Here is a 13,673-nt window from a genome sequence, read left to right on the forward strand (position 1 = left end):
CCTTGCAAGTATAATTTTGCAACCTATCCCTCTTTGAGGGTGAGTAGAGGACACATGGCCCTGCGTGGAAATTTACGTGATTTTACGATCACACAATTGCTAAATCTGATTAACCTTGCCAGCAAGACTGGCACGTTGGTTGTGGATGGGGCTTCAGAACAGGCGTTTCTTTCCTTCCGTGATGGGAAACTGGCGTATGCCCGGATTGGCAAGGAGGATGGAAGCCTGGCGAATATTCTTCATAAAGCCAACAAGATCAACGCCAATCAGTATCGTGCGATTGCCGACCGCGCCGGGCAGATGAGCGATAAGGAGCTGGGACTTCTGCTTATTAATGCCGGGTATCTGTCCCAGGAGGATATCCTGTTGAATTTGCAGGGATATTTTACCGACGTGGTACGCCGCTTGTTTACATGGGTCGAGGGTATCTTCCGCTTTGAAAATGAGATGCTGCCCCCCGAAGACCGCATCAATGTGCGGCTCGACCTTGAGAATATCATTATCGAGGGTTCGCGTCAGCTGCGTGAGCAGGAGCAATTGCAGGATGAGATCCCCAGCCTGGACATGGCTCTGCGGTTCACCGAACGACCCCTTACGAATGTCAATTTGAGCGTGGATGAATGGAAAGTCGTAAAGTTCGTCGACCCGAAGAATACGATGCGTCAGATCGCGAGCACGAACAAGCTGACCGAAATTGAGATCCGCAGGATCGTCTATGGTCTTTTACAGGCTGGCCTGGTTGAAATGGTGCGCCTCGCCGGCGCTCCCGTCCCGCCCAACCCGAAGATGTTCCCAACGCAGAACAAGGAAGAACAGAAATCATTGGTCAATAAACTGATCGGCCGCATTCGTACGATGTAATGCAAAAAGGTTAGAAGGATAGGAATTATGCAAACGGTCAAAATGGTAGTGACAGGCCCATTCAGTGCAGGCAAGACCCAATTCATTCAGTCGGTGAGTGAGATCGATGTTGTTGCCACGGAACGCAAGATCTCTTCGGATGAGGAGCGCACTGTTAAATCCGCCACCACCGTGGCGATGGATTTCGGCCGCATCACAGTCGATGAGGATCTGGTGCTGTATCTTTTTGGCACGCCCGGCCAGAAGCGTTTTGATTTCATGTGGGAGATCCTTTCAGAGGGCATGTTGGGTTTTATTGTCATGGTGGACAGCACCCGTCCCGAGACCTTCCGCGAAGCGCGCTCCATCCTTGAGACCTTCCGCGCGTATGCGCCCACACCGTATGTCGTTGCGGCAAACAAGCAGGACATGGAAGATTCATGGGAAATTGAGGATGTGCGCCATGCCCTGCGGCTTGATAAGAACACAAAACTTTTGCCTTGCGTTGCCACGGAGCGGGATACTGTAAAGACGGTCCTGCTTGAGCTTTTGTATAGCATCATAAATGAAATGGAAGGGAAATAGGGGACGGGTAGCCTTTTGCCGTGTCATCCATCACCACTGATCAGGGAATTGTTCATTATGAAGTGTACGGGCGGGGGCGTCCCGTAATTCTTTTGCATGGTTGGCTTGGTTCGTGGGGGTTGTGGCAGGAAACCATGGCGTATCTGGGAGCCTTCTACCGCACCTATGCCCTCGACTTTTGGGGTTTCGGGGAATCTGGTAAAAAGCGCGAGACCTACGCGGTTTCCGATTTTGTCAGCCTTGTCGATCAATTTATGGAGCAGTTGGGCATTGTCCACGCGCCGCTGGTGGGGCACAGTATGGGCGGCACTGTCAGCCTGGCTGTTGCCATTCAGTACCCGCAGCGCGTCAGCAAAGTGGTGGTGGTGGGTTCGCCGATGGTGGGGTCATCGCTGGCACCGTTGTTGAAAATCGCGGGCAAACGGCCGATTGCGTTCATGCTTTTCAATATGATGGGTGTGTTTCGCAGCGGGATGCGGATGTATTCCCCCTTTATTTGCAGAGATCCACGCTTTCCAGAGATGATGGATCGCGACCTCTCCCGTACAACCGTTGAATCATTCCTGCTTTCCATCGCTTCGCTTCGCCGCACAGACTTGACTGCCATGCTCCCGCAGATCAAAGTCCCCGCGATGGGCATGTACGGTGATAAGGACGTCATTGTCCATCCCTTGCAGTGGCAGCCCATGCAAAAAGGCATCCCCCATGCAGTGATCGAACGATTCCCTGCAGCGGGTCATTTCCCTATGCTGGAAGAGCCGGCCTCCTTCAGCCAGAAATTAAAATCCTTTCTTGATCAAGACACCCCAACCCCATGAGTGGTGAAACATTTTTTTATCCTCAGAAGATGGGCAGGATCATTTTTCTCGGCATGCAGGAGGTGATTGGCGAGAGCGGGGTGAATGCAGTGCTCCGCCTTGCTTCGCTTGAGAATTTAATTGGGAATTATCCACCTTCGCGTGCTGAGCGCACCCTTCCATTCGAAATAGTGAGCCTCCTGCAAAATACACTGGAGCGGGCATACGGTCCTCGCGGTGGACGCGGGCTGGCTCTGCGCGTGGGACGGGCGGCCTTTAGTTATGGTCTCAAAGAATATGGTTCCATGCTCGGTCTGACGGAGACTGCGTTTCGTCTGCTGCCTCTTTCCATGAAGCTGCACATGGGCGTCAGGGAATTTGCCGACCTCTTCAACAAGCACACGGACCAAAAGGTGCGCGTGGAGGAAGCGGGTGATAAAATCTTCTGGCATATCGAGCGTTGTCCGCTGTGCTGGGGCAGAAATGCAGATGAGCCAATTTGCCATCTGGCAGTGGGATTGCTGCAGGAATCCCTATATTGGTTGAGCGGGGGCAAGGTTTTCAACGCCGAGGAGACCGCCTGTATTGCGCAAGGCGACCCATCCTGCACGATCACGATAGACACAGTCCCACTTTCGTAGCCGGGCAGGCAGGATGATCACAGTTTTGTTTTGTGGAACGGCGTGTCTTAACTCATACTTTGATTTATAATCTCCAATCATGCTTAAAGTCATTCTGCACGCGCAAAATCCGATCATGCCTTTTTGTGAACCCGCGCGTGAACTTCGGATTCAGAACTCCCCGCTCTGGCTGCACCAGCGTAATTTACTTGCGCCGTATGTGACCCGTGAAATGGAGTTGAGGCAGGGGGAACGTTTGCAGCCGGTCCGCGAGCCGACCATTGTCTATCGTGACAACCTCTTTTTTGACAAATATTATATTCAGGCATTTATGGCGGAGGCAATAAAACTCAACCGCCCCGTCCGTGCCGCTTTCCGTGCGGACGACCCCGCCTTCCGCGAGCATGCCCTGCCGCTTTCCACTTCCTATACGCCTGCGGGAAGTCTGTACCTTGCGGACCTGTGGTATTACCCGGATGGCCCAAAGGCGGGCGTGGAACCGCTGGTGATTGACATGCAGGCGCGCGAGATCGGCTATTATCACGTGCCGACCTACATGGCGGACCAGAGCGGGGACCTTGTCTTCCAGGTCCCTTTGCGTGCCATGCTGGCGATTGACTCGTGGGTGCATGTTTTTATCGCGGACATGGTCTTCAGCCAATTTGCACGCGGGGCGCGTTTTGAAAAACGCCTGAACGAGGATGTGGGTTTTAAAATAAAGATCCTTGGCAAAGCTATTTATGAGGGACGCCAGGTTTTGGAATCGTCTGAACTGGTGAAAGTAGGCAAGGGCTGTGTCATTGACCCGAGCGCCATCATCCATGGACCCGCCATCATCGGGGATAACGTCACCATCAATGCGGGGGCGGTGATCGAGAATTGTGTCATCGGAAATAACGTTAATATTTCACAGGACGTACAATTGATGCTCTCCGTCATTGGCGACGGCGCTTTTTTGCCGTTCCGCACGGCTTTGTTCATGACCACTTTGATGGAGAACAGCATGGTGGCGCAAAATACCTGCCTGCAAATGTGCGTGATTGGGAGGAATACCTTTATCGGTGCGGGCTCCACATGGACGGATTACAATCTGATTCCCGCCCCCATCCGCGCCCGTGACGGCAATGGGAATTTGAGCATTTCCAACCGTCCGGTGATAGGCGGCTGTGTCGGACACAATTGCCGCATCGGTTCCGGCATGATCGTGTATCCCGCGCGCACCATCGAATCGGACGTGGTGCTGGCGGCTTCCGCTGAATGGCGCATCATTGACCGCGATATCACCTTTGACCAGAGTGACCATCATCGTTTAAGGCTGGCTCATTTGCATCAAACCCCGTATCACAGGCATTTGAAAGCCGAGGTGGAGTCGTGGTGAACGGCTGTCGAGCCCGGTCGAAACATGGATAGCTTCGCCTTCATCATTCACCCCATCGATCCCAAGCGCGATGTCAGCCGAAAGTTTCCATTTTTAGGAAAGGTGCTTTCAGAAGGACAGATTGATTTTTTCTCCACCTTCTTCCCTCCTGTTTATATTTCGGAGATCGAAGGGATCATATCTGAATCGACGGGCAAGGCTGTCAAAGGCTGGTTCATCGCCTGTCCGTACACGCCGCGCCGCATGCTGCAGTTGCCCGAGCGTACGGTCTATCGTAAAATTATTCAAAGCGGGCGCATGGCTGAGGAACTTGGCGCAAATATTCTCGGTCTGGGCGCGTTCACCTCGGTGGTTGGCGATGCCGGCCTGACCATCGCGAATGCGCTGGATGTGCCCGTCACCACCGGCGATTCGTACACGGTGGCAATGGCTGTGCAGGCCATTCGTGATGCGGCAAAGGTGATGGAGATTGAAATTTCAGATGCGACGGTTGCCGTCGTGGGCGCCACGGGCGCCATTGGGCGCGTCTGTGCGGACCTGTTGGCTGGTGAGGCGGCCCGGACGCTGCTCATCGCCCGGAATGAACCAAAACTCGAAGCCCTGCGGGACAGGCTCAAGGTCCGGGCGCGAAGCGAGCTTGTCGTCAGTACGAAGATGGATGTTTTGAAGGATGCGCAATTGATTTTAACGGTCACGAGTTCCATCCATGATGTCATCCGCCCCGGGCATCTGCAGGCGGGAAGCGTGGTCTGTGACGTGGCGCGACCTCGTGATGTTTCTGCAATGGTGGCGGCGGTGAGAGATGATATATTAGTGATTGACGGCGGCATGGTGGATGTGCCAGGTCCCGTGGATTTCCATTTTAACTTCGGCTTTCCGCCGGGAAAGGCGTATGCCTGCATGGCGGAGACGATTGCGCTCGCCCTGGAGGGCCGTTTCGAGGATTATACGGTCGGCAGGGAGATTACGCTGGAACGCGTGCAGGAGATCACCGCCATTGCGGAGAAACATGGTTTTCGAATGAGCGGTTTCCGCTCGTTCGAGCGCGAAGTGACAGAAGATCAGATCGAAGCCGTTCGGAAAAATGCCCGCAAAGGGAAACGACGCGCTTAGGAGGCTCAACATGGGTAATGCTCGTCTTTTGGTGGTTGAAGATGATATTGACATCGCCAACATGCTCAAGATTTATTTCACGGGCATGAAATATGACGTGGATGTGGCGAACCGCGGAAGGGATGCCCTGGAAAAGACCAAGCAGGTCCTGCCGCATTTGATCGTATTGGACATCATGCTGCCGGATATTGACGGGTATGAAGTTTGCCGCAATTTGCGGACCAGCACGCGCACCAGCCATATTCCGGTCATCTTCCTGACCCAGAAGGATGAACGTAGTGACAAGCTGCAGGGGTTGGAGTTGGGCGCAGATGATTACATTACCAAACCCTTCGACATTGAAGAATTGAAACTACGCGTGCAGGGTGCCATTCGCCGCTCGGAGCGTGAAAGCCTCACGGATCCGCGCTCCGGACTGCCGGCCGGCCGTTTGATCGAGGAACAACTGCGGCGCATCATCCGTGAGAAGAACTGGTCGCTTTTGGACATCCGCATCAATTACTTCGATTCATTCAAGGATGTGTACGGCTTTGTGGCAGGCGATGATGTCATGCGTTTTGCGGCGATGCTGATCGGCGAGGTGGTGGACGACCTGGGGACGACCAGCGATTTCATCGGTCATGCGGGAGGCGATAACTTTATCATCATCACCACCGATGAAGCCGCACCGCTCATTCGTCAGAAAATAAAGGAACGTTTTACAACGGAAATTCAAAGTCATTACAACTTTATAGACCGCCAGCAGGGATTTATCCAGGCGCCAAAAGCGGAGGGGGGGGTGGAAAAGGTGCCGTTTATGACGTTTTCCGCAGGGTTGGTTTCGCCCAGCCTGCATTCCTTTGCTGATATTCGTGAGATCACTGAACTGGCGGCTGATGCACGGCGACAGGATGCGGCGGCTGATGCCGTCTCATAGGTGAGTATTTTCCATGGGTTCCGGTTTGGGAGTTAGCCTGTTTCTTGCTGGGTTGGTGGTTATTGCACTGGCCTGGATGATTTTGCGTGTTTTATCGCGCTCCCAATCGATTGAGCAGAATCAAACAAACTCGCTGGTATTCCCCAGATCCAATAATTCAAATGAGGCGGTTATCATCCTCCAGCCCGGCGGGCGGGTGGAGTATTTGAGCGATGCTGCGCGTTCCTATTTTGAACTGCGCGAGAATGAACCCTATCACCTGGAAAGCCTAGCGCGGCGGGTGCGCCCCTCCGACGATTTTTTGGATTTGTGTGTTACTCCCGGGTCGAGGCGTGTTTCCATTGGCGGAAGGCTGGTGGAAATCGCGTCCTACGAGGTGCCGGGCGTATATCCCATGATGCTGATCTCTTTACGCGGCAGGGACTATTCACCCATGCTGGGATCTGGCAGCGGCGCATCGGAGGAGATTCTGCGCGTGGTGACAGAGTTCAGCCAGGGCATTGCCGCCAGCTTGGACCTGGAAACAACGGTGCGCTCCATTTTGGATAATGTCAGCAGGCTGGTGTCCTCGGATGTGCTTGAATTAAAGTTGTGGAGCGCGGAACGTCAGGCTTTGGTCCCCTATCGTTTTCAGCAGCTTCATTCGCCCCGTGTAGAAACGGCATCGCTGTCCCAATTCGGAAGCCTGACAAGACAACTGGTGGAACGCCGCCTTCCCATCCTGCTTGCAGATATCCGCTCACAATCTGATCTTGTTAGTAATGCTGAACTGCTGCCCATTCAATCGTATTTGGGTATTCCTCTCGTTGCAGGCGGCAATCTGGTGGGCGCGCTGGAGGCAGGTCAGACAAGCGGCGGGGCGTTCGGGCAGCATGACCTTGATCTTCTATCCCTGATTTCCGGGCAGGCGGCAGTCGCCATTCGCAATGCAAAACTATATGAAGATGAGCAAAAACGGGGTATGGAGCTTACAGGTCTGGCAAACCTGAACCAGTCGCTTGGTTCCGTGCGTGACATGCAGGCCATTTTTTCGCGGCTGGTTGAAAGTGTGGCGCCTCTGTTCTCTGCGGAGATCGTTGGCTTCCTGCTCTATGATGAGGAGAAGCGTACGCTGGAAAGCAAGGCGCCTTTCCAGGGACTGCCCGACCATTTTGTTGAAATCTATCGCACCACGATTCCGGCGGACAGCCCCGCTGAAAAAATAATTTCAAATCAACAACCCATCATCACCATGAACACGATGACGGACGAGAACTGGGGCGCACTTGGGCTTGTGGATGTGGCGACCGCGGCGAGCCTGCGGGATAATGCGCTGGTTCCGCTGCTTTCTTCGGGACGCATGCTCGGCTACTTCCAGGTGGGTCATCGCACTCGCGGCCTGGTCGCGTTTACGGATGATGAGATTCGTTTGATGCACATCGTCGCGAACCAGGCTGCGGCGATCATCGAAAACGTTATGCTGGTTCAACAGGCGCGCACGCGTGCGCAACGCGCCGATGCACTGCGCCGCATTGCCAGTCTTTCCGTTTCATCCGCCTCGCTCGATGAAATCCTCAAATATTCCGTGCAGGAACTGGCTCACCTCTTCCAGGCAGATGCGGGAGCCGTATTCCTGATGGACGAGACGCGTGGTTCGCTGCGTTTGCGGAGCGAGTCTGCCTTTGGGGTTGCAGAAGATATCAACGGCCCCTTCCTTCAAATCTTTGTAGACGATCCCAATTATCGTTATACGGTTTCAGGGAGCCAAAAGCCCTTCCTTTCAGGGCGTCTAGGCACAGACAGGCGGGTTTTACCTGTCTATCGCCCGCTGGCCAACGCGCTTGGGATGGAATCTGCCATGGTTGTTCCACTGGTGGCGCGTGAACGCAGTATCGGTGAACTGATGCTGGGAAGCGCAAAAACGGATTACTTCAGTTTGTACGATCTTCAGGTCATATCGACTGCGGCGGGACAGATGGCTACCGCAGTGGAATCCGCCGGTTTGCTCTCACAGACGGATGATTCCCTGCGCCAGCGTGTGGATCAGCTTTCTGCGATCACGCGCATCAGCCGTGAGCTGGGCGCATCGTTGGACATCAGGCATTTGCTCCAGGTTTTGCATGATGAAGGGGTGCGGGCAGTACAGGCGGATTGTGCGTCCGTGATCTTATTTGATAACAACAGCGGCATCGATGATCCTCGGATCGATTGTTTCATCGGCTGCGAGACGATGCGCGGCTTAACCCTGGCGGAACAAACTGCTGTAAAAAAAGGAGAACCGCATATCGTGGCCGACCTTTTCCAAGAGGGCATATCTCCAGTCCATAGCGGCGTGCGTTCTGCGATCATTGCGCCGATCACCTACCAGGCGCAGACGATTGGTTTGATCAACCTGCACTCTGCCAGGCCCGGTTTCTTTACATCCGAGATGACCGGATTGGTGCAGATGCTTGCCGTGCAGGCTGGTATCTCCATAAATAATGCCCAACGTTATCAATCTCAAAAACAGAAGAGTGAGATGATGCATCGCCGCTCGGATACGCTTGCGCGTCTTGCGGATGTAAGTTACAGCGTAGGTCATGACCAGCCGCTGGACCATGCTTTGCAGATCATTGCGCGCGGTATCCGCGACTCTACGCCCTTCCGTGTGGTTTTAATCAGCATTTTTGAACCGGAGACCGGCATGATGCGCCGTGTCACTGCTGTGGGTGTGCCGCAGGAAACGATGAATGAATTGCTGGCCCGCAAACAGCCGCTTTCAAGCATCCAGCAGATCATGCGTCCCGAGTTTAAGATCAGCCGTTCCTACTTTATTCCTCTCGAACAGACACCCGTCATCCCGTCTGATCTGCACATGGTCACATTGGATATCCCTGCGCCTTCCGAAAGATCAGGGAATACATGGGATCCTGAAGATCTTTTGTTCATACCGCTTGAAAATGCGGAAGGGCAGGTTGTGGGAATAATCAGCTTGGATGATCCGTCCGATGGCTTGCGCCCGGATACCGCGGCGATTGAAGCGGCGGAAGTCTTCTCTGCCCAGGCTGCCCTGTTGATCAGCAATATCTTGCGTCAGAGTGAGCTGCGCGCGCGGATCGATTCACTTTCATCCGGCATGCAGCGCCAGCAGAAATTGCTCGCGATCACGCAGAATGACCTGCCGGTCCTGCTGCACAAAGACCTTGAACAAACCATTTCACTGCTCAATCTGGATCGTCGTGCCCAGCGCGTGCGCGCAGGCCTCGCGATTACCGAATCCGTCAGCCGCCAGTTGGATGCATCCTCCGCCCTGTCTGCGCTTGGGCGTGAAACACTTACGCAGCTCGGCATGTCTGTTGCGCTTGTTGCGGAAAATACAGCGGAAGGTCCGCGCCTGCTGCATGTGCTGGGAAGTTTACCGCGTTCGACCAATGTGGAGGCCTTGTTCGGCCAACGGAATCCGCTGCGCACCTGTTTGCAGAACGGCGCCCCCATTCTTATCTCGAGCCTTGACGAAGATGACGAATGGCGTGATACCTCCCTGCTCACGTCATTGCATGCAAAGGGCGTGATCTGTCTGCCGGTACTTGTGGAGAATAAACCGGTTGCTGCAATGCTGGCTGTCAGCCCGGAACCCATGCCATCCTTAACGGAAGAGGATCGTCATGTGTATATGCAAATCTCACAGCAGACATCGCTGATCCTGCAGAATATTTCCCTGCTCAACCAGACGCGCCGCCGCCTCGAAGAGGTAAACCTGCTGCTTGATTTCAGCCACCACTTATCAGGCATGAAACCCGATGCGATTGTCAAATCGTTGCTTGATAGTTCGCGCCGTGTCCTTCAACACGCGCATGCGGGCATGGTGCTGCTCTGGAATCCGAAAACTGAAATCCTTGCCCCGCGTGCCGCTTCCGGTTATGCGGATGATAAAAGCATGATGCAAATCAACTACCGCATGGGGGAGGCCCTGCCCGGTATTGCGTTCATGAACAAACATACGCGCCGCGTGGATGAGATTAATTTTGCGCGCGATTACAATTTGAGTGCGGAAAACCTGGCCCTGTATCGCCAGGCCACCGGGGGACGTTTGCCTGTTTCAAGTTTGTTTGTGCCGGTTATTATGAACGACCAGGGGTTGGGACTTCTTGTGTTGGATAATTTCAACGCCACCTCTGCCTTCAGCGCTGAAGACGAGGCACTTTTGCTTTCCCTGGCCCAGCAGGTTGCCCTCTCGCTCGATAACCTGCGGCTTGTACAAACAACGCAGGAACGTGCCGGTCAATTGCAGGCGTTGAACGATGCCGCCGCATCCCTCACCTCCAGTCTGCGCAGTGACCAGTTGGTTAACTCCCTGCTCGATCAATTGAGCGCCATCATCCCGTATGATACAGCAACGCTCTGGCTGCGTGAGAAGGACCGCCTTGCCGTTGCTTCTGCACGCGGTTTTTCAGATGCCGAACAGCGGCTGGGTCTGTCCATCTCCGTTTCAGACAGCGCGCTTTTCAAGGAGATGGCGCAAACCGGCCAGCCCATCCTTGTCCGCGATGTGCGTGAGGATTCGCGTTTCCCGCCGTTGGAAGCCCCCCGCCTTTCATGGCTGGGCATTCCGTTAATTTCCAAAGGTGAGTTGGTTGGCGCGCTCGCCGTGGAAAAATGGCAGGCGAATTTTTATACCCGCGAACAAATGCAGGTGGCGCTGACCTTTGCCAGCCAGTCGGCTGTTTCGCTGGATAATGCCCGTCTGTATGAAGATAGCGTAAAACGCGCTACTGAACTGGACCAGCGCTCCCAGCGTCTCACCACGCTCAACCGCTTCACCTCCGCCCTGACCGGATCATTGGATACGGACCAGATTTTGAATTTGACAGCCGATGAATTGTTCAAGGGATTGGGTGTCCGCCGCGTTTCTGTTGTGACCTTTGAGCGGGGTCAGGCATACTGGAAGGTTACCACCCCTAGGATACGGACGAAGCTTCCAAAGCCTCTGCCGGATGCCCCCATCTTTAACCGCCTGCGGGAATCGCTTGGTATTTTCAATACGGATGATGTCCACAGTGAACCGGACCTTGCGCCTCTCATGGAAATGATCGGCCAGGATACATCTGCCTTGCTTGCCCTTCCACTGGCCAGCGAACAAAACCTGACAGCCCTCATTTTTGCTCAAATGACGGGCGGGGTGCGTTTTGGCATCAATGAACTTGAAGTGGCGCGTACAATCACCAATCAAGCCACCATTGCACTCGAGAATGCGCGTTTATATCAATCATCCGTCCGTACCGCACAGCGCTTTGCAGTCCTTAACGAAACCAGTTCCCTTGTCAGCGCAAGCCTTGAGCCTGAGCAGGTGTATGTCTCCGTACATAAATCGGCGGAGCGGCTCATACCCTTTGATTCGTTCGTCATCACTCTGCTTGACGAGGAAAAGAGGGAGATTGAACCCGTTTATCTCTTTGACCGTGGAAAACGTCATACGGCGGAACGTGTCCAATTCGGCAAAGGCATGAGCAGTGAGGTGATAAAGACTGCCAAACCCATCCTGATCTCCAATATTGAGCAGGCGAATCAAATGGATACTGTGGTGGTGGGCGAGGAAGGCGAAGAGACACAATCCATTATTGCCGTCCCCATGATCGTGGGCGGCAGGGCAATTGGTATGCTATCCGCCCAAAGTTATCAAGCGGGTGTATATACAGAGGAGGATATGCAGGTCCTGGGGACGCTTGCAAATCAAGCCATCGTTGCCATTCAAAATGGACGCCTGTTTGCGGAAACACAGAACCTCGCCTCTCAACTTGAGAGGCGCGTTGTGGAACGCACTGCCCAGTTGCAGCGTGAACAACAGAACACCGAGACGCTTCTGCGAATCCTCACGGAAGTTTCATCCAGCCTCGATCTGGACCGCGCATTGAACCGTACACTGTCACTGCTTAATGAAGCCATTGGTGCGGAACAGGGCACCATTTTGCTTCTGCATGCAGAGGATAATCTTTTGCATTACCGTGCAGGCTACGGTTACCTTTCAGACCGTTCAGCACCCGGTGGACGCGGCTTTACATTGAAAGTCGGTGAGGGACTTGCCGGCTGGGTGGTAAAACATCGGGAGGCGGTTCTTGTGGATGACCTGCACAAGGATCCGCGCTGGGTACGGAGTACAACCGCCGGGCGGGATCATCGCAGCAATATCACCGTGCCGATGTTGGTTGGCGAGGATGTGATCGGTGTGTTGATGGTTTTCCACCGCACGGAAAATTTCTTTAGCCCCGAAATGCTTGTCCTTATCAAAGCCATTGCAGGCCAGGTGGCTGTGGCCATTAACAATGCGCACCTCTACGAATTGATCCGCGATCAGGCTGAACGTCTCGGCGTCATGCTCCGCAAGGAACAGGAGGAAGCCAGCCGTTCGCAGGCCATCCTCGAAGCCGTCGCAGACGGCGTGCTTGTGACAGGTACGGATAACCGTATTACCTTTGTCAACTCATCCACCGAAGGCATCCTTGCCGTGGAGAGTGTGCGCCTGCTTGGTAATTCATTGGAAAAGGTTGGCGGGCTGTTCGGCACAGCCGCGTCTTCATGGACTGAAACCATTCGCCGCTGGTCTGAGGACCCTGCCTCCCACCAGCCCGGCGATACATATGCCGAGCAGTTGGAACTGGAGAATAAGCGTATTGTGCTTGTCCACCTTGCGCCGGTCATCCTGCAAGAGGATTTTCTTGGGACGGTATCCATATTCCGTGATATTACGCACGAGGTTGAAGTGGACCGCCTGAAATCTGAATTTGTGGCGACCGTCAGTCATGAACTCCGCACGCCGATGACCGCCATCAAGGGATACGTGGATATTCTAACGATGGGTGCGGCGGGTGCATTAACCGAAAATCAAATGCACTTCCTTGAGATCGTGCGCGGGAACATTGACCGCCTGAATATCCTTGTCGGTGACTTGCTGGATATCTCGCGCATCGAAGCAGGGCGTGTCACACTTAACTCACAGCCTGTAGACTTGCACGGGATTGCCGAGGATGTGGTTGCCGAAACCCTGCGCCGTTCCCAAACCGAGAACAAACCGATGGCACTTTCCATCGAAGCATCCAAGGATTTGCCCCCGGTCATCGGCGATAGCGACCGTGTGCGCCAGATTTTGGGCAGCCTTGTGGACAATGCCTTCAATTACACGCCTGCGAGTGGGACCATCCATGTCAATATCCAACATATGAACGGTGAGGTGCAGGTGGATATTCAGGATAATGGTGTTGGCATTCCCCCTGAGGATCAGGAGCGCATCTTTGACCGTTTCTTCCGCGGTGAAAATCCCCTCGTTCTCGCCACCCCTGGAACTGGTCTTGGACTTCCAATAGTCCGCCAGTTGGTTGAAATGCACAATGGACGCATCTGGATGAAAAGCACGGGTGTGCCGGGCAATGGAAGCACCTTTTCCTTCACCCTGCCCATCCAGAAATAATGGA

At 54.2% G+C, this 13,673-nt stretch carries 8 protein-coding genes; all 8 read left to right on the forward strand.

Translation table 11 applies throughout. From position 1 onward, the window contains the following. The first annotated feature begins 54 nt into the window (after positions 1-54). The 8 genes from QY332_04985 (at position 55) to QY332_05020 (ending at position 13,669) form a co-directional block, all read left to right on the forward strand. Positions 55-861 carry a DUF4388 domain-containing protein gene (locus QY332_04985; GenBank protein WKZ37281.1) on the forward strand — a complete coding sequence of 269 codons (807 nt, stop codon included), beginning with the start codon at positions 55-57 and terminating at the stop codon, positions 859-861. Positions 862-888: 27 nt separating this feature from the next. Further along, positions 889-1,425 carry an ATP/GTP-binding protein gene (locus QY332_04990; protein WKZ37282.1) on the forward strand — a complete coding sequence of 179 codons (537 nt, stop codon included), beginning with the start codon at positions 889-891 and terminating at the stop codon, positions 1,423-1,425. Positions 1,426-1,445: 20 nt separating this feature from the next. Then, entirely contained in the window at positions 1,446-2,243 is a 798-nt protein-coding gene (locus QY332_04995) for an alpha/beta hydrolase (protein WKZ37283.1), read from the forward strand. Further along, entirely contained in the window at positions 2,240-2,863 is a 624-nt protein-coding gene (locus QY332_05000; GenBank protein WKZ37284.1) for a 4-vinyl reductase, read from the forward strand. Before QY332_04995 ends, QY332_05000 begins: the two co-directional genes overlap by 4 nt. Before the next feature lie 79 nt (positions 2,864-2,942). After that, on the forward strand, positions 2,943-4,220 hold the full coding sequence (locus tag QY332_05005) for a hypothetical protein (protein WKZ37285.1): 1,278 nt from the start codon (positions 2,943-2,945) through the stop codon (positions 4,218-4,220). Between the two features lie 24 nt (positions 4,221-4,244). Beyond that, positions 4,245-5,333: a hypothetical protein gene (locus QY332_05010; protein WKZ37286.1), complete on the forward strand. Its 1,089-nt coding sequence runs from the start codon at positions 4,245-4,247 to the stop codon at positions 5,331-5,333. A gap of 10 nt (positions 5,334-5,343) precedes the next feature. Continuing rightward, positions 5,344-6,249 (forward strand): response regulator, encoded by a 906-nt coding sequence (locus QY332_05015; protein WKZ37287.1) that lies wholly within the window; start codon positions 5,344-5,346, stop codon positions 6,247-6,249. A 13-nt stretch (positions 6,250-6,262) separates the two neighbouring features. Beyond that, complete coding sequence (locus QY332_05020; protein WKZ37288.1) at positions 6,263-13,669, forward strand: GAF domain-containing protein; 7,407 nt, start codon at positions 6,263-6,265, stop codon at positions 13,667-13,669. Positions 13,670-13,673 lie beyond the last annotated feature (4 nt).

It is taken from the genome of Anaerolineales bacterium, assembly GCA_030583885.1.
Taxonomy (GTDB): domain Bacteria; phylum Chloroflexota; class Anaerolineae; order Anaerolineales; family Villigracilaceae; genus Villigracilis.

Excerpts from the sequence above, each read along its gene's own strand:
- QY332_04985 (WKZ37281.1), top strand. The coding sequence starts at position 55 with ATGGCCCTGCGTGGAAATTTACGTGATTTTACGATCACACAATTGCTA.
- QY332_04990 (WKZ37282.1), top strand. The coding sequence starts at position 889 with ATGCAAACGGTCAAAATGGTAGTGACAGGCCCATTCAGTGCAGGCAAG.
- QY332_05000 (WKZ37284.1), top strand. The coding sequence starts at position 2,240 with ATGAGTGGTGAAACATTTTTTTATCCTCAGAAGATGGGCAGGATCATT.
- QY332_05005 (WKZ37285.1), top strand. The coding sequence starts at position 2,943 with ATGCTTAAAGTCATTCTGCACGCGCAAAATCCGATCATGCCTTTTTGT.
- QY332_05010 (WKZ37286.1), top strand. The coding sequence starts at position 4,245 with ATGGATAGCTTCGCCTTCATCATTCACCCCATCGATCCCAAGCGCGAT.
- QY332_05015 (WKZ37287.1), top strand. The coding sequence starts at position 5,344 with ATGGGTAATGCTCGTCTTTTGGTGGTTGAAGATGATATTGACATCGCC.
- QY332_05020 (WKZ37288.1), top strand. The coding sequence starts at position 6,263 with ATGGGTTCCGGTTTGGGAGTTAGCCTGTTTCTTGCTGGGTTGGTGGTT.